The sequence below is a fragment of the Hymenobacter frigidus genome (assembly GCF_014640435.1).
Classification (GTDB): domain Bacteria; phylum Bacteroidota; class Bacteroidia; order Cytophagales; family Hymenobacteraceae; genus Hymenobacter; species Hymenobacter frigidus.
The window spans coordinates 92,290-109,424 of the sequence record NZ_BMGY01000001.1; the positions used below are offsets into that span (position 1 = coordinate 92,290).

A 17,135-nucleotide genomic window follows, 5' to 3' on the forward strand; every position below is an offset into this window, starting at 1 on the left:
AACTGAGCGTTAAAAGTTAAAAAGGCCTGTCCAAATTAGCGGACAGGCCTTTTTAACTTTTAGCGCTCAGCTTTTAACTGACTACTTCAGCACCTGGGCCCGCCACACGTTATTGCCGGGGTTGGCGTCGGGCAGCAACTTGGTGGGGTTTAGGCGCACCAGCGTGAGCGGCTTGGTGGAGTTGTAGCGGAACGTCCAGGTGCCGCTGCGCTGCCACACTTCTACGGGCAGGCGCACGCGGGTGGTTTTGCCGCCGGTTTCGGTCACGTCGGCGATAACGGGCATGGCGGCCTGGCCGCGGTTTTCCACGGTGATGAGCGCGCCCTGGGCGGGGTCCTGGTTCACGTAGGCTACGGTAGTCACGGCCTGGTCCAAAATCCAGTTGTTGTACACCCACTCGCGCCAGAACCAGGTCAGGTCCTCGCCGCTGGCCTCATTCATGGTCCGGAAAAAGTCTTTGGGTTGCGGGTGCTTAAAGGCCCAGCGTTTGATGTAGGTGCGGAAAGCGTAGTCGAACCGCTCCGGACCCAGCACCTCGGTGCGCAGCAGGAACAGGCCGTAGCCCGTCTTGCTATAGGCCGCGTAGCCGAGCATGTTCGCGGGCGTCACGTCGGGCACGGTGTAGGGCGGCACGGTAGCCGGGTCCATCATGTAGCGAATGTTGCCGGCCACCATTTTAGCGGTGTCGTTCAGCTGTTTGGCGTACTCGCCGTTGTTGAAATCATTGGACGAGAGGATGTTGATAAAGGTATTGAAGCCCTCGTCCATCCACGGGTATTTGCGCTCGTTCGAGCCCACAATCATCGGAAACCAGTTGTGGCCGAATTCGTGGTCCGTCACGCTCCACAGGTCGCCTTTACGGGCCTTCGCGCCGCAAAACACGATGCCCGGGTACTCCATGCCGCCCACCACGCCGGCCACGTTGGTGGCCACCGGGTACGAGTATTCGTACCACTGCTTCGAGTTATACTCGATGCTCTTTTTCACGTACTCCGTCGAGCGATTCCAGGCCGTGTCCTGGGCCGCTTCGGTGGGGTAAAGCGACTGGGCCAGTGACTTACGGCCGCTGGGCAGGTTCATTTTGGCCGCATCCCAAATGAAAGCAGCCGAGGCTGCCCAGGCCACATCCCGCGCCCGCTGGCAGCGAAAGTGCCACGTCAGACGGCCGTTTTTGCCGCCGGGGCGCGAGCTGGCCTGCGTCACCTCGTCGGCGGAGCGCACCAGCACGGTCTTGTCCGAGGCGGCGGCTTTGGCCAAGCGGCTCTGCTGGGCGCTGGTCAGCACTTCGGCGGGGTTCACCAGCTCGCCCGAGCCGCCCACGAGGTAGTTGGCGGGCACATTGAGGGTGTAGTCGAAGTTGCCGTATTCGAGGTAAAACTCGGCCGTGAGGTAGGGCAGCGTGTTCCAGCCCTCCACGTCGTCGTACACGGCCATGCGCGGGTACCACTGCGCCACTTCAAAGATTTCGCCGTTCTTGGTTTTGAGGCGGCCGAGGCGGTCGGAGCCGTACTCAGGAATGTTGAAGCCGTAGCCAATGTGGATAATGAGCTTGTCGCCGTTGGGCTTCAGCGCCTCGGGCAGCATGATTTGCAGGCGCGTGTCACTCACGCGGTAGTCGGCCTTCATCTTCTTGCCGTGCAGCTCGATGGTTACGGTTTGCAGCGAGTCGCCGCCCCGGAACGCCCGGTCGCCGTTGCCGAAACGGCCACCGGCCGCCGGCGTCACAGCCCCACCACGCGAGTCGTTGCGGTACAGATTCTGGTCGACCTGCAGCCACACGAAAGGCAGACGGTCGGGCGAGTTATTGGTGTAGGTAATGTCGACGGTGGCACTCACGCGGGCCGTTTTCTCGTCGAGCCGGGCATCGATGTGGTAATCGGCCGCGTTCTGCCAGTATTCGGCCCCGGGCTGCCCGCCGGCCGTGCGCGTGGGCGTGCTCAGCTGCTCAATAAATGAGGGGTTGAACAGCGTGCGCGAATCGTAGGCCGGGCCGGTGTTGACGGTTTGAGCCAGCGCCGGGCCGGCTGCCAGCAGCGTCGCGCCCAGCAGCACGCCGGGCAGGAAAGGTGATTTCATGCGAAATGAAGAATCAAAAAAGCGAAGAATGGTGCAAAAGAACGTCATGCCGAGCGTAGCCGAGGCATCTCGCTTGTGATGGCAACTCAATCGTTGACCGATGCGAGCGAAATGCTTCGGCTACGCTCGGCATGACATTCCTTTTTATTCCTCTCCTCCCGCTCCTACAGCCGCTCCTGCACCAGTTTCATCAGCCCGTTCAAATCCGTCGCGTCCATTTCCGGCGCGGCAATAATTGGCGTCAGCACCCCCGCTTCGGTAGCGGCGAAGGCGGCAGGCAGCGGGTGCATGCGCCACTGCGGGTAGTCGCGCCCAAACTCGTCGCGGTGCAGAAACTCCACCGGCACGGCCAGCTGCTGGATAAACTGCTGCCACTCGGGCCGCATGCTGGTGGCCCCATAAGTCACGGCGCACAGCGAGCACGAGTAGGTGGCCGGCGAGAGGATTTTGTGGAACATGTCCTGCAGGCCCGCCAGGCGGCCGCCGTCGGCGTTGTACACGAAAATGAGGCGTTGAAGCATGGCGTTATTTTGAGCCGCTACTGGATTGTCAGCTTGGCATAGGTGAAGGTGGTACCTGGATTTTTGCCGGTCCACATTTTCTTTTTTAGCAGCAGCGTTAAGTTGGAGAGCCAGCGAATTTTATCCGGCTCCCATGACATCGGCTCTACCGACGGCTCCAGCTTCCAGACCTGCTGCCAGCGGCCGTTTTCGAATCGGAATAATTGAATTTCATTTGGATATACCGCATACTCAATACCTGGCGAGGCAATAACAAAGCTTTTCAAATCCGGAGAGAATAGCGGAGCCTCGTAAAATTCAAGGCAACGACCCTGCTTATCCAGCAAAACCCATTGGGTCCGCTCCCACAGATGTGCTTCGACAACATGATAGCCAAACTGCGGTAAGTAGCCTTGATAAACATATTCCGCCTGTTCAATATCGTCTGTTCCTATCGCCTTATCCTGAAATATCTTCGGCCCTTTAGCAGTCGGAATCACAAGGTGGCCCCGTATCTTTTTCAGCGGAATGGTTGTGGTGGGCTTGGTTACAACAGTTGCTTTCGCCGCGGCCAGATATGCAGCCTTCGTGAGCGGACTAAACGTGACACGCACGGCCGGTGGCCCAGCGGTCGGTAGTTTCAGCAGCAGCGTGAGCAGCAGGAGTAGCACTGGTTTCATAAAATACTTGGGGGAAGAATGGCGCGCCAAGGTACTGCTGGGCGCATCTTTGCGCCCATGCCCAACGCCGCCCCCCTCCTGCCCTACCTCGTTTTCGACTTCGACTCCACCTTCACCCAGGTTGAAGGCCTCGATGAACTGGCCGACATCGCCCTGCAAGGCCACCCCGACCAGGCCGCCGTGGTAGCCCAAATCCGGGCCCTCACCGACCGGGGCATGGCCGGCGAAATCGGGTTTCAGGAGTCGCTGGCGAAGCGGCTGGCGCTGCTTGGGGCCAACGAGCGCCACCTCGCGCCGCTTATCGCCCGCCTCCAAACCAAAGTCAGCGAAAGCATCCGACGCAACAAAGACTTTTTTCGGCAGTTTGCCGACCGGATTTACGTGGTGAGCAGCGGCTTCCGCGAGTTCATTGAGCCGGTGGTGGGCGAGTTTGGCATTCTGCCCAGCCACGTGCTAGCCAATACCTTCACCTTTGATGCGGCCGGCGACATCACTGGCTGCGACCCGACCAACGTACTGAGCCGCGACGGCGGCAAAATCCGCCAGTTGGTGCTGCTCAATTTGGACGGACCCGTGTACGTGCTGGGCGACGGCTACACCGACTATCAAATCCGCGAAGCCGGCCTGGCCCACCGCTTTTACGCTTATACTGAGAATGTTAGCCGCCCCACCGTGGTGGCCCACGCCGACGAAGTGCTACCCACCTTCGACGAGTTTTTGTACCAACTAGGACTTCCCATGACTTTATCATACCCCAAAAACCGCATCAAAGTCCTGCTGCTGGAGAATCCGGACGCCCGCGCCGCCGAGCTTTTCCGCGCCGAAGGCTACCAAGTGGAGGAAGTGAAAGGCGGCCTCGACGAGGACGAGCTAATCGAACGCATTGAGGGCGTGAGTCTGCTCGGCGTTCGGTCCAAGACGCAGGTGACCCAGCGCGTGCTCGATGCGGCCAACCGGCTGATTGGCATCGGGGCCTTCTGCATCGGCACCAACCAGATTGACCTGCCCGGAGCCATGAAAAAGGGCGTGGCCGTGTTCAACGCCCCGTTCAGCAACACGCGCTCGGTGGTGGAGTTAGCCTTGGGCGAAATCATCGTGCTGGCCCGCCGCATCCCCGAAAAAAACCCAAAAATGCACGCCGGCGAGTGGGACAAGTCGGCCCACGGCGCATTCGAGATACGCGGCAAAACCCTCGGCATCGTGGGCTACGGCAACATCGGTTCGCAGCTCTCAGTAGTGGCCGAGGCCGTGGGCATGAAAGTGGTGTATTTCGACGTGGCCGAAAAGCTGCAGCTCGGCAACGCCGTGAAGTGCCGCACGCTGGAAGAGCTATTAACCCAGGCCGACGTGGTGACGCTGCACATCGACGGCCGGCCCGAAAACGAGAATTTCTTCGGAGCCCGGGATTTTGCCCTGATGAAGCCCGGCGCACTCTTCCTCAACAACGCCCGCGGCCACGTGGTGGACGTGCCCGCCCTCGCCGCCGCCCTGCGCAGCGGCCACCTCGGCGGCGCGGCCGTGGACGTGTTTCCCCACGAGCCCAAAACTAACCACGAAAGCTTCGAAAACGAGCTGCGCGGCCTACCCAATGTGCTGCTCACGCCCCACATCGGCGGCAGCACGGCCGAGGCCCAGCGCAACATCGCCGAGTTCGTGCCCGAGCGCCTGATGCAGTACATCAACACGGGCAACACCCAGCAGTCGGTCAATTTCCCCAACATTCAGCTGCCCATGCAGCCCGGTCACCGCCTCATCCACATCCACGCCAACGTGCCCGGCGTGCTGGCCGACATCAACAACGTGCTGGCCGCCCACCAGGTCAATATCCTCGGCCAGTACCTGAAAACCAACGAACACATCGGCTACGTGATTACGGACATCAACCGCGAATACGACCAGGACGTGATTGAGGCCCTGCGCGCGGTGGAGCACACCATTAAGTTTCGGGTGCTGTACTAGCCGGGCAAGTTCTCCAGGTCCCATAAATCCTGCGGGCGGCCAGTGGCCAGCTTGGTGGCGCGCAAGGCCGCCAGCCCAATATAGCGAACCGGAACATCGGCAAACAGCAGCTCCAAGGCATCAGCGGCCGCTTCCTCAAATCCAATTCCCAGTACGCTGGTCATCAAATCAATCCAGACCCTGCCGGCGCTGAACGACAAAAAATTAGGGACCGTCGTGAAGTCGGCCTCCTCAAACTCACCCTGCGTGTAGCCAGAGTGAGCCAGCGCCCGCACCACGCGCCCGGCGTTCGGCCAGGTAGGGTTGACGAGTAGGTCGAGGTCGCCGGTGGTGCGCGGGAAACCGTGCGCAATCACCGCGTAGCCCCCCACCACTACGTACTCAACGCCCTCGGCGTGGAAGTGGCGCAGCAGATTTAAGTACTCGTCCTCCATCAATGGTTGCAGTGGGTAGCGGCGGGTTGGCGGGGTTGACCGCGTAAATCATCCGGGCCTGCTGGTTGAGCCGCACAGCCAGGGCCAGACGCTCGTGCGGGGTCAAGCTCCAGTAGTAGCGGCGCTGCTGCTCGTCGAGGTCGGCTTTGTAGCGGGATTTGAAAACAGGACGCATCATCGAGGGTACGCAGACTAAAAATGGGCCACGGCGCTGTGGTTAGGCGGCGGGCTTGCCGTTAACGCACCGTGAACACGGGCGTGCGGGCCGTATAAATTTCCCCGTTGGTGAGGCGGTAGCGCACCACAAACTGCTGGGGGCCGACCTGGCTGGGGGCTTGCCGCAGGCGGAGCACGGGAGCGTAGGGCATCTGATTGGGCGCGGGCTTGGGCGGTAGCGGCAGGCTGTTGCCCTGGTCGACCAGCAAGTCGTTGAGGGAAGCCCCAGCCGGATGAGCCGCGTCGTAGGCATAAGCTGACCGCACGACCAAGGAATCGAGGACTTCCTCCGACCCTTTGTAGCCAGCGTCGAGAGGTGAGCAAGCGTAGGCAGCGGGAAGCCAACTGGAACGCGCCGGCTGCTGGCCGTAATACCGCGCCTGTAACTGGACTAATAGTTGAATATCGGTGGCCGCAGCCGATTCGCCAGCCGCAATGGCTCGCCCTTGCTGAGTGGCGTTGAAAATCAGGCCTTGGACATCGAAAAAGCTAGGCACCCCTTCACTACCGCATGAATTACAGCCCTCAATTGCCGCTCCAATTGGAGCAATAGCCAGCAACAAAAGCGCTCCAACTATTCTTTTCATGGAGCTAAATTACATTATTTTCAGGATATTGATAAGAAAGTACCCATGCCCCTACAGCCGGTCCCGCACCTGGCGCAGCACCCGTTCCACCTCGTTGCGCATGTCGCCGCTGTCCACCACGTGGTTGTTGTTTAGGAAGCTAAACGCCACCAGCCGGCCGCTTTTGGTGCGCAGGTAGCCGCACACGTTGAGGTTATTACTCAGGGTTCCGGTTTTGCCCCACACCCAGGGGCCGGCCGCGTCGTGGTAGCGCTTACGCAGGGTGCCTTGGCCGCCGCCGGCCGCCAGCAGGCTCAGCAGGCGGCGCTCGGGCACTTCCCGGTGCAGCTTGAGCAGCAGGCCCGTGAGGGTGCGCGGGGTGATGAGGTTCAGCCGCGACAGCCCGGAGCCATCGGCCCAATAAACCGGGTCGGGCAGGCCGGTAAGCAGGTTTTTGCGGACGTAGCGAATCACCCGCTCCGTGCTGAGCGAGTCGTGCCGGCCGATTTTGGTGCTGCACATGAGCAGCAGCTGCTCGGCCAGAAAATTGTCGCTCACGCGCAGCATGCGGCGGTAGAGCGAGTCGACGCGCAGCCCGTGGAGCGTGCGGACGGAATCCTGGCCGGGGCGCGGGCGCCACGCGGCGTTGCTGGTGGCCCGCCGCAGGGTGTCGCCCAGCAACCGCAGCATCAGCCCGCGGCTGGTGATAAAGGGCGTTTCATCAACCCACTTTTTACCGGAGGGCAGCACGTAGAAGCGGTTTTCATTCGAAGTGCGCAGCACGTGCGTGTCCTTATCGAGGCCGGGCGTGAGCAAGCTGGGCGTAGCCGGCCCCACCAGCGGCGCGAAAAAACGCGGCAGCACCCGCACCCGGGCCGCCGGCACCAGCCCGGGGCGCACGGCCGCTACGCCCCCGGCGCGGGGCTTGGCCGGCATCGGCGCGGCCCCATAAAAGCGCACGGTGTGGCCGTAAATCGGGAAAGCGCCCCGCTCGGGCTGGAAGTAATAGCCGTAGTCGTCCCAGGTCCAGCTGGGGCCGAAAGGCGTAACGCAGGCAATGTCGCAGTAGGCCAGCTTCGGCTCGGGCCGGTTCAGCAAAAAGCTGTACGCTCGGCGGCTGGGCACGTCGCCGTGCAACAGCGTAGGGTCGCCGGTGCCCTGGAAAAACAGGGTATCGTTGCGGCTGAAGTAGCGCAGGCTGGGCAGCGAGTCGCCGAGCAGGTGCAGGCCGGCGTAGAAGCTAAACAACTTCATGGTGCTGGCCGGCGTGAAATACTTGGTTTCCTGGTAGCCAAACAGGTCCTCACCGGTAGCGGCATCGGCCAGGCTCAGGCCCACCTGGTGCTGGCGCAGCACGGCCGAGCTATCGAGCAAGCCCTGCAGCCAAGGCAGGCGCTGGCCCCCGGGCGGCGCGGCGGCCACGGGCGGTTTTTCCGGCGACTGGGCACACGCCGACAGTTGAGTGCCCAAGACGAGCAGCAGAAAATAGAAGGAACGTAGCATTGGTCGCAACTTACGCAGCATTAGGGACTGGGGTGGCTTTGGGGCGCAAAGTTGCGTCTTGCCTGCGGACCAGCCCCGTTTTTTTTCCGGGTTCCAACTTTGGGTGCCGTACTTTTGACCCCCGTCATGCCCGAACGCCAAAACCCCTCCCCCCCCGCGTCGGCTGCGAAATTCATTTTCGTTACCGGCGGCGTCACTTCTTCACTCGGCAAAGGAATTATTTCCGCCTCGCTGGCCAAGCTTTTGCAGGCCCGCGGGTTCCGAGTTACCATCCAGAAGTTCGACCCTTACATCAACATTGACCCCGGTACGCTCAACCCGTACGAGCACGGCGAGTGCTACGTGACCGACGACGGGGCCGAAACCGACCTCGACCTCGGCCACTACGAGCGGTTCCTGAACACGCCGACCTCGCAGGCCAACAACGTAACCACCGGCCGCATCTACGACACCGTCATTCGCCGCGAACGCGAAGGCGCGTTTCTCGGCAAAACCGTACAGGTGGTGCCCCACATCACCGACGAAATCAAGCGGCGTATGCTGCTACTGGGCCAGAACGGCCAGTTCGACGTGGTTATCACCGAAATCGGCGGCTGCATCGGCGACATCGAGAGCCTGCCCTTCGTGGAGGCCGTGCGCCAGCTCCGCTGGGAATTGCCGGATTACGATTCGCTGGTGATTCACCTCACGCTGCTGCCGTATTTGAAGGCGGCCGGCGAGCTCAAGACCAAGCCCACCCAGCACTCGGTGCGCGACTTACGCGAGGCCGGCCTGCAGCCCGATATCCTGGTCTGCCGCTCCGAGCACCCGATTCCGGCCGAGATGCGCCGCAAAATCGCGCTGTTCTGCAACGTGAAAATCAACTCGGTTATCGAGTCGCTCGACGCCGACAGCATCTATTCGGTGCCTTTGCTCATGCGCAAAGAGGGCCTCGACGAGCGGGTGATTAAGCGCCTCAAACTGACTGGTGGCACCCCGCAGCCCGATTTGGAAGCCTGGAAAGACTTCCTCGGCAAGCTCAAAAACCCAACTGAGGAAGTGACCATTGCCCTGGTGGGCAAGTACGTGGAGCTGCCCGACGCCTACAAATCCATCAACGAATCGTTCGTGCACGCCGGCGCTCAAAACGAGTGCAAGGTGACGCTGCGCAGCGTGCAGTCCGATAACATCACGCCCGAAAACGTGGCCGCCCTGCTCCACGGCTGCGACGGCGTGCTGGTAGCGCCCGGCTTCGGCGAGCGCGGCTTTGAGGGCAAGATTGCCGCCGTGCGCTACGTGCGGGAAAACAATATTCCGTTCTTCGGCATCTGCCTGGGCATGCAAGTGGCCGTGGTGGAGTACGCCCGCAACGTGCTGGGCCTGCTCGACGCCAACTCGACCGAGATGGATTCCCTCACGCCCAACCCCGTGGTGGCCATGATGGAAGAGCAGAAAAACATCACGCTGAAAGGCGGCACCATGCGCCTCGGCGCCTACGGCTGCGACTTGCGCCGCGGCTCCCGCGTCGCCAAAGCCTACGGCCGCAACCACATCAGCGAGCGCCACCGCCACCGCTACGAATTCAACAACGACTACCTGGCCCAGTACGAAGCCGCCGGCATGCAGATGACCGGCACTAACGCCGAAACCGGCCTCGTCGAAGTCATCGAGCTGCCCACGCACCCGTGGTTCGTGGCCGGCCAGTTTCACCCCGAGCTGAAAAGCACGGTGGAAAATCCGCACCCGCTGTTTACGCGGTTTGTGCGGGCGGCCATCCAGCACCGCAAAGGGTAGGACGCTGCTCTTACATCTTAAAAAAGAACGTCATGCCGAGCGCAGTCGAAGCATCTTTACCGCGATACTAAACCCGATTGATAGGATTAGTTGCGCGGCAGAAATGCTTCGACTGCGCTCGGCATAACGTTCTTTTTACATTCCTCATTAAACACAGCGCAACGTACCTTTGCCCCTTCGCAACTTAAAATAGTAATGGATAGAAATCAAGCAACCGGCCTGTTCCTCATCTCGGCCTTGCTCCTCGTGTACCTGTTCTTCTTCAGCCCGAAGACGGACGAAAAAGCCACCGGCAAAACCCCGGCCGCTACCACTGCCGCCACCAAGGCCCCGGCTGTTGCCCCCGCTACGGTAGCCGCCCTGGCCCCGGAAACGGTCCTCGACACTACCGCCGGCGCGGCGCAGGACCTGCACCTGACCAACGACAACCTCGACATCACGTTCTCGACCCGCGGCGGCCGCGTCACGGCCGTGCGGATGAAAAAGTACAAGACGTTCTTCGGCCAGCCGCTCGACTTGTTCGACGCCAAAAGCGCCCGGATGGACACCAAGTTCCGCACCGTAGACGGCAAAACCATCAGGTTTTCGGACCTGAACTTTCAGTCCGCGCCCTCGCAGGACGGCAGCACCTCGAAGCTGACCTTCACGGCTCCCGTAGCCGGCGGCAGCATCGTGCAAACCTACACGCTGCCCGCCAACAGCTTCGAGCTGAAGTACGACCTGCGCCTGAACGGCCTGGAGCGCACCGTGGCCCAGGAGCCGCTCACGTTCACCTTTATCGACCAGGTGCGCCAGACCGAGCAGGACCTGCAGCAGAACCGCACCCACACCACCATCAACCACTACTTGGCCGCTGGCGGGGTCGAGCTGGCCGAAGCCAGTGAAAAGCCCGAGGAAATTAAGGCGGCCGGCCCGGTGAAGTGGGCGGCCCACAAGCATAACTTCTTCGTGGCCGGCCTCATCGCCGACCAAAAGCCCTTCGCGGGTGGCGCGTTCAACTCGAACGTGAACCTGGCCGATTCCACCACCATCAAAACGCTGAGCACCACGCTCACATTGCCGGTAGCCGAGGTGACGCAGGGCCGGGGCCAGTACCGTTTCTTCTTCGGCCCCAACTCGTTCAACCTGCTCAAGACCGTGACGCCGGAGTTCGACCGCAACGTGGTCCTGGGCTGGGGCCTGTTTCGGTGGGTGAACAGCTTTGTGGTACTGCCGGTGTTCCACTTCCTGGAGCAGTACATCAGCTCATACGGCCTGATTATCGCACTGCTGGTGCTGTTAATCAAGCTGGTAACCTGGCCACTCACCTACAAAACCTACGAGAGCCAGGCCCGCATGAAAGTGCTGAAGCCTGAGATTGACGAGCTGAAAGCCAAATACGGCGACGACAACGCCAAGGTGCAGCAGGAAACCCAGAAGCTCTACTCCACCTTCGGAGTGAGCATGCTGAGTGGCTGCGTGCCCACGCTGCTAACCATACCCATCCTGTTCGCGATGTTCCAGTTCTTCCCGAACGCCATCGAGCTGCGCCAGCAAAGCTTTTTGTGGGCCAAGGACTTGAGCAGCTACGACGTATTCGTGAAGCTGCCCTTCTACGTGAAATGGTACGGCGACCACGTTTCGATGTTCACGCTGATGATGACGGCCTCTACCTTGCTCATGACTTGGCAGAGCAACCAGACCAACACGGCCATGCAGGGCCCGATGAAGACGTACAGCTACCTGATGCCCATCATCTTCCTGTTCGTACTGAACAGCTTTGCGGCCGGCCTCACCTGGTACTACTTCGTGTCGAACGTCCTCACTTTCGGCCAGCAAGCCCTCATCAAGGCGTTTGTGGACGACACGAAAATCCGCGCCCAGCTCGACGCCAACAAAATCAAGAACAAGGACAAGAAGCCCGGCGGCATCCAGGGCCGCATCGCTGAAGCCATGAAAGCCGCGCAGGAGCGCGAGGCTCAGGCCAAGCGCAAGTCGTAGAATCATCATCTTCGCCGCTGTCATCCTGAGCACAGCATAGGACGACAGCGAAAACCGGCAGAATGAAACCGTAGGCACGGTTTTCGTTCTGCCGGTTTTTTGTTTGCCTACTTGCATGGCCACATCCCGCCGTGTTCACCGTTTAGCTTGCTCCACCATGCGCTATTTCGCCGCTTTTTTACTTCTGCTCGCCTTTGGTTTCGCGCTGCCCGCCTGCGCCCAGAATCCTAAAAAGACCACGACCCAGAAGGTAAAAATCAAGAAAATCCCTAAAAAGACCGTGGCAGCGAAAGCCCCGGTTACGGCCAAAAGCGAAGCCGCGCCGGTGCTCACCTTCGAGCGTACGCCCTGCTTTGGCACCTGCCCGGCTTACACCATGCAGCTATTCGCCGATGGCCGCGTGGCCTACGAAGGCCGCCGCGGCGTACCCATGTTGGGCACCAAAGAGTTGAAACTTCCCGCCTCAGCCGTAGCCGACCTGCTGCGCCAGGCCAAAGAAGCGCGCTTCGAGCAGTTCCAGGACCGGTATTCACAAAACACCACCGACCTGCCCAGCACCATCATCGCCGTGCGCCAGCCCAACGGCCAGCTCAAAACCGTGGTACTGGAAGAAGGTGCGCCCGAAAACGTGCGGCAGCTGTTCACCTACATCAGCAACCAGCTGGATACCCTGGCCAAACTGAGCACAGCCGTTCCCAGCGCCGACCGGTAGCTTCACCGGTGCCTTTCCACCGGAGATGCTCGGGTGGCTACTCTTTGCGCACCCGCTCCAGCAGCAGCTGGTTCATGGGGTTGGGCGTGAGGCCACGCACGTTGTTCTGCGTGAGGCGCACCACTTCGTCGTAATACAGGCTAATAACGGGCGATTCTTCCACCACAATCCGGTCCATGGCCTGGTAGAGAGCCGTGCGCTTGGCCACGTCCTGGGTACGCCGGGCTTCGTCGTACAGCTTATCGTAAGCGGCGTTTTTGAAGTGCGTTTTGTCGGGGCCGGCGGGGCTGAAATTGGGGCTGTAGAACAGGGCCAGGTAGTTCTCGGCGTCGGGGTAGTCGCCCAGCCAGCTTTTGGCGAAGAAGGCCACCCGGCCGTTGTCCACCAAATCCTGCTGCGCCGCCGATTGGTTGATGTCAATCTGGACCTGCGCGCCCACATCGGCCCATTGCTTTTGCAAATACTCACCTATCTCCTTGCGCTCCAGCACGGTGCTCAGGCGCAGGCGCAGCGGATGCTGCGGGCCGTAGCCGGCGGCGCGCAGCAGCTGGCGGGCCTTCTGGGGCTGGTAGGTGTAGCCGGGCACTTCTTTTTCAGAGAATGAGGGCAGGGCCGTGGGCACGAAGCCTGACGTGCCGGCGTGGCCTACGCGGTTGAGCAGGTAGGTCAGCATTTCGGGCTTGTTGAGGGCGTAATTCAGGGCCTGGCGCACGCGCTTGTCGCGCAGGGCCCGACCCTGAATGGCCTGCTCGCCCGTCAGGTTGGCTGAATCGAGTTGAAAGCCCAGATACTCGGTGTTCAGATACGGCGCTTTCTGCACGGTGAATTTGCCCTTGAAATCGTCCCGAATCGTGCCATCGGGATGCATAATCAGGTCGCGCGAGCCGGCCCGGATGCCCGAGAGGAAATCCAGCTTACCCTGCATGAAGGTCAGAAACTCGGTTTTGCGGTCGGGCAGGAAGCTCACGGCCACGGCATCGAGGTAGGGCAATTTATTTCCCTGCCGGTCAGTGCGCCAGTACCCAGGGTTGCGCTCATAAAGTAGCACGTTGCCCTCGTCCCAAAGCTTGAACTGAAACGGCCCGGTGCCCACCGGATGCTCCCGAAAGTCCTTACCGTACTTCGCTACCGCCTCGTGGGGCACCACGTAGGCATACGGCATGGTGAGGATGCCCAGAAATGGAATGAACGGCTCCTTCAGGTGAATGCGTAGCGTGGAGTCATTCACGGCCACAAAAGCGGTGTCGCTGGGGTTGCCATCGGGCTTTTCCAACACCTTGCCCCGAAAAATCCAGCCGCCCGAACTGGCCGTGGCCGCGTCCAGAATGCGCCGGAAGGAATACACGAAATCGGCCGCCGTGACGGCGCGGCCCTTGCCCCCGGCAAACACGTCGCTGTCGTGAAACCGCACGCCCGGCCGCAGCACAAAGGTGTAGAGCCGCCCATCGGGCGAAATGCTGTAGCGCCGAGCCAGCGCGGGCACCGGCAGCAGGGTCGAATCCAGCTCCATCAGCCCATTGAACAGCTGCGATACCGCCCAGGAGTTGGCCTGGTTGCGGGCAAAAGCGGGGTCGAGCGAGGACAGGGCCTCGGGCTGGTTGTAGCGGAACACGCGGCGCTCATCGGCGGCCGGGCGGGCGGCATCGTGGCAGCCGGCCAGCAGCAGCAACGCGGCCAGGGACGCGGCCGGCCGTGCCAACGCAGCGGCCCAACGAGCCAAAAAAGCGGACATACGAACAGGGAAAGAATGTATCTTTGTGCAATGCTACGGCAAAAGTATTTGCTTAGCGTGGCTGATTGATGATTGTTGATGGCCGGTGGCTGCTCGTTTGATGAGCGGCAGCGCCCGGCCTTTAGCAGTCCGCCAGTCAATAATCAACACTGAAAGACTCATGGGAAAAATCATCGCGGTAGCCAATCAAAAAGGCGGGGTGGGCAAAACCACTACCTCCATCAACCTCGCGGCATCCCTGGCCGCCCTGGACTACCGGACCCTGCTCGTCGATGCCGACCCTCAGGCCAACGCCACGTCCGGCGTGGGCTACGACCCTAAGGACATCCAGAACAGCATCTACGAGTGCATGGTGGACGGCATCAACGCCCAGGACATCATCCTGCCCACCAACATCCTGCCCCACCTCGACCTCATGCCCTCCCACATCGACCTGGTGGGCGCCGAAGTGGAGATGATAAACCTGCCCAACCGCGAAGAGAAAATGAAGGAGGCCCTGCGCCCCCTCGCCGAGCAGTACGACTTCATCATCATCGACTGCTCGCCCTCGCTGGGCCTCATCACGGTCAACGCCCTCACGGCAGCGCACTCGGTCATCATCCCGGTGCAGTGCGAATATTTCGCCCTTGAAGGCCTGGGTAAGCTGCTGAATACCATCAAAATCATCCAGAGCCGCCTCAACACCGAGCTGGAAATCGAAGGCATCCTGCTCACGATGTACGACGTGCGCCTGCGCCTCTCGAACCAGGTGGTGGAAGAAGTACGCATGCACTTCCAGCAGCTGGCCTTTGATACCATCATCCCGCGCAACGTGAAGCTGAGCGAGTCGCCCAGCTTCGGCATTCCCGTCATTCTGCACGACGCCGAGAGCAAAGGCTCCATCAGCTACCTCAACCTGGCCCGTGAGATTGTGGAGAAAAACAGCGTGGAGGCCCGGCCCGAGGAAACGGCGGAGGACGAGCGGATTTAGGGCCTGCTTAAAAGGCAAAAGGGAGAACGTCGTGCTGAGCATGACGTTCTCCCTTTTTGTTTATCCACCTTTTTGCGTCTTTCTTACCTACCCAAATTTCGCGGCTTGCCCTTCGGCCAACAATCCGTAATTTTGAAGTTGCGTATGCGCCGACCTTTCGGCCCGCAGGACCTTGCCGAGATGACTCCAGAGAAGAACGACGAGAAAAACACGCTGCCCACCCCGTCCCAACTCGTGCCCAAGCGCAAGATTGGCGGCCTGGGCCGGGGCCTGAACGCCCTGATTGAAGGCAGCTACGAGAAAAAGGGCGACCGCCCCGGTCCCGGCGACCGGCTGCTGGCGCACCCCGTCAATTCGGTGGGCTTTATCTCGGTCGAGCACATCGAGGCCAACCCCTACCAGCCCCGCACCCACTTCGACAAAGAAGCCCTGCAGGAACTGGCCGACAGCATCAAAATCCAGGGCATCATCCAGCCTGTGACGCTACGCCAGCTCGGCACCAACGCGTACCAGCTGATTTCGGGCGAGCGCCGCTTGCAGGCCTCCAAACTGGCGGGCCTGGAAACGATTCCGGCCTACATCCGCAAGGCCGACGACCAGCAAATGCTGGAAATGGCCCTGATTGAAAACATTCAGCGTGAAAATCTGAATGCCATCGAAATTGCCCTCAGCTACCAGCGCTTGCTGAGCGAGTGCAACCTGCGCCAGGAAGAACTGGGCGACCGGGTGGGCAAAAACCGCTCGACCGTCACCAACTACCTGCGCCTGCTCAAGTTGCCGCCCGATGTCCAGATTGGCCTGCGCGACGCCGAAATCAGCATGGGCCACGCTCGCGCCCTCATCGGCCTCGACGACCCCAAGCTGCAAGTGGACCTCTACCGCAAGATTGTGGCCGAAGAACTCTCCGTGCGTCGCGTGGAAGAATTGGTGCGCGGCGGCTACGGCCGCAACGCCGACGATAAGGGCAACACCGAGAAAAACAGCACCGCCCCAACTCCCTCGGCGGTGCCGGTGGCCGAGCTGCGCCGCGCCGAGCGCCACCTCACCGACCGGTTTGGCTCGCGCGTGCAGGTGCGGCCCACCCCCAAGGGCAACGGCGAAATCAAAATCGCCTTCGATTCGGTGGAGGACATGCAGCGCATTCTGCACATTCTGCAGCCGTCGTAGCGTGGCCGATACCAGGCTTCAGCGCTCGTTGCAGTTTATTTCAAATTTCAGTTTTGAAATGTAGCCGTAGCAATGTGCTAAAGCCCGGCATTCCCCGTTAGCAGATTTGCTATGAAAAAATCGTTTACCTCCTTTCTGGCCCTGCTGATTTTTGGCGGCTTGCTGCTGGCTAGCGCCACCAGCCGCGCCCAGGTGGTGGGCCCGCCGCCGGAGCCCACCGTGGTGGTGTCCGACACCACCGAAACCCGGGTAGTGGTGGTGACGCCCGAAGCCAGGCGGCTCAAGGAAGCGGCCGACTCGGCCAAGCGCACGGAGCACATGTTCCGGGCTTTTGGCTACAAGGGCATTCGCCTCACGCGGCCCGGCAAGGCGGCGCTGCTGGCGGCGCTACTGCCCGGCGCGGGCCAGATTTATAACCGGCGCTATTGGAAGCTGCCGCTGGTGTACGGCGCGCTGGGCGGAGTTCTTTACGGCGAGTACTTCTATCAATCGCGCTACCGGGAGTTTGCGGATGCCGTCAACGCCGTGGAGGTGGACCCAAGCAATCTACAGAATGTCAATGACTTGGGACTAGTACGCGCCAATGCCGCCAAAGTACCCAGCCTGGATGGCCTACGCAGCGGCGTAGTGTTCTACCGCGGCAACCGCGACATATTTTACCTCTACATCGGCCTGGCCTACAGCCTGCAGATTGTAGACGCACTGGTTGATGCACACCTCCGGGATTTCGACGTGAGCGACGATTTGACCTTTCACTGGGAGCCCATACTCATGTCCGTGCCCGGCCAGGCTGCGGCGCTGCCCACCGCGCCGGGCCTGTCATTTGCGTTGCGGGTGAAGTAAAGGCTTGCCGCTTCTGGTGCCAAC

Annotated in this window: 15 protein-coding genes; 7 read left to right on the forward strand and 8 right to left on the reverse strand. The window is 61.0% G+C overall.

Features of this window, described 5'->3' with window-relative positions:
* Positions 1–81 precede the first annotated feature (81 nt).
* From IEW17_RS00375 to IEW17_RS00385, 3 genes are all read right to left on the reverse strand, one after another.
* Complete coding sequence (locus IEW17_RS00375; RefSeq protein WP_188560024.1) at positions 82–2,076, reverse strand: M1 family metallopeptidase; 1,995 nt, start codon at positions 2,074–2,076, stop codon at positions 82–84.
* Positions 2,077–2,240: 164 nt separating this feature from the next.
* Complete coding sequence (locus IEW17_RS00380; RefSeq protein ID WP_188560025.1) at positions 2,241–2,597, reverse strand: hypothetical protein; 357 nt, start codon at positions 2,595–2,597, stop codon at positions 2,241–2,243.
* 17 nt (positions 2,598–2,614) lie between these two features.
* Positions 2,615–3,256, reverse strand: coding sequence for a hypothetical protein (locus IEW17_RS00385; protein ID WP_188560026.1), 642 nt, complete (start codon positions 3,254–3,256; stop codon positions 2,615–2,617).
* 57 nt (positions 3,257–3,313) lie between these two features.
* Here IEW17_RS00385 and serA point away from each other — a divergent pair, with 57 nt between their 5' ends.
* A complete protein-coding gene (gene serA, locus IEW17_RS00390; protein ID WP_188560027.1) occupies positions 3,314–5,215 on the forward strand; it encodes a phosphoglycerate dehydrogenase in 1,902 nt (633 codons plus the stop codon).
* On the opposite strand, the gene IEW17_RS00395 is transcribed toward serA, so the two are convergent.
* The 4 genes from IEW17_RS00395 to IEW17_RS00410 all read right to left on the reverse strand — a co-directional run bounded on the left by IEW17_RS00395 (position 5,212) and on the right by IEW17_RS00410 (position 7,934).
* Positions 5,212–5,649 (reverse strand): nucleotidyltransferase family protein, encoded by a 438-nt coding sequence (locus IEW17_RS00395; RefSeq protein ID WP_188560028.1) that lies wholly within the window; start codon positions 5,647–5,649, stop codon positions 5,212–5,214. The two genes, serA and IEW17_RS00395, sit on opposite strands and share 4 nt — an antisense overlap.
* The gene (locus IEW17_RS00400) at positions 5,597–5,824 is read right to left on the reverse strand and encodes a hypothetical protein (RefSeq protein WP_188560150.1); all 228 of its coding nucleotides are present in this window, start codon (positions 5,822–5,824) and stop codon (positions 5,597–5,599) included. Before IEW17_RS00400 ends, IEW17_RS00395 begins: the two co-directional genes overlap by 53 nt.
* A 61-nt stretch (positions 5,825–5,885) precedes the next feature.
* The gene (locus IEW17_RS00405) at positions 5,886–6,362 is read right to left on the reverse strand and encodes a hypothetical protein (protein WP_188560029.1); all 477 of its coding nucleotides are present in this window, start codon (positions 6,360–6,362) and stop codon (positions 5,886–5,888) included.
* A gap of 141 nt (positions 6,363–6,503) precedes the next feature.
* On the reverse strand, positions 6,504–7,934 hold the full coding sequence (locus IEW17_RS00410; protein ID WP_188560030.1) for a D-alanyl-D-alanine carboxypeptidase: 1,431 nt from the start codon (positions 7,932–7,934) through the stop codon (positions 6,504–6,506).
* Between the two features lie 126 nt (positions 7,935–8,060).
* Here IEW17_RS00410 and pyrG point away from each other — a divergent pair, with 126 nt between their 5' ends.
* The 3 genes from pyrG to IEW17_RS00425 all read left to right on the forward strand — a co-directional run bounded on the left by pyrG (position 8,061) and on the right by IEW17_RS00425 (position 12,399).
* On the forward strand, positions 8,061–9,707 hold the full coding sequence (pyrG, locus tag IEW17_RS00415; RefSeq protein ID WP_188560031.1) for a CTP synthase: 1,647 nt from the start codon (positions 8,061–8,063) through the stop codon (positions 9,705–9,707).
* A gap of 195 nt (positions 9,708–9,902) precedes the next feature.
* The gene (yidC, locus tag IEW17_RS00420; protein WP_188560032.1) at positions 9,903–11,687 is read left to right on the forward strand and encodes a membrane protein insertase YidC; all 1,785 of its coding nucleotides are present in this window, start codon (positions 9,903–9,905) and stop codon (positions 11,685–11,687) included.
* Positions 11,688–11,844: 157 nt separating this feature from the next.
* Positions 11,845–12,399 (forward strand): DUF6438 domain-containing protein, encoded by a 555-nt coding sequence (locus IEW17_RS00425; protein WP_188560033.1) that lies wholly within the window; start codon positions 11,845–11,847, stop codon positions 12,397–12,399.
* A gap of 37 nt (positions 12,400–12,436) precedes the next feature.
* On the opposite strand, the gene IEW17_RS00430 is transcribed toward IEW17_RS00425, so the two are convergent.
* A complete protein-coding gene (locus IEW17_RS00430) occupies positions 12,437–14,131 on the reverse strand; it encodes an ABC transporter substrate-binding protein (protein ID WP_188560034.1) in 1,695 nt (564 codons plus the stop codon).
* 160 nt (positions 14,132–14,291) lie between these two features.
* Between IEW17_RS00430 and IEW17_RS00435 the strand changes: the two genes are divergently transcribed.
* From IEW17_RS00435 to IEW17_RS00445, 3 genes are all read left to right on the forward strand, one after another.
* Positions 14,292–15,101 carry a ParA family protein gene (locus tag IEW17_RS00435; RefSeq protein WP_068193033.1) on the forward strand — a complete coding sequence of 270 codons (810 nt, stop codon included), beginning with the start codon at positions 14,292–14,294 and terminating at the stop codon, positions 15,099–15,101.
* A gap of 144 nt (positions 15,102–15,245) precedes the next feature.
* On the forward strand, positions 15,246–16,268 hold the full coding sequence (locus IEW17_RS00440; RefSeq protein WP_229748692.1) for a ParB/RepB/Spo0J family partition protein: 1,023 nt from the start codon (positions 15,246–15,248) through the stop codon (positions 16,266–16,268).
* Positions 16,269–16,379: 111 nt separating this feature from the next.
* Positions 16,380–17,111 (forward strand): DUF5683 domain-containing protein, encoded by a 732-nt coding sequence (locus IEW17_RS00445; RefSeq protein WP_188560035.1) that lies wholly within the window; start codon positions 16,380–16,382, stop codon positions 17,109–17,111.
* Positions 17,112–17,135: the final 24 nt, after the last annotated feature.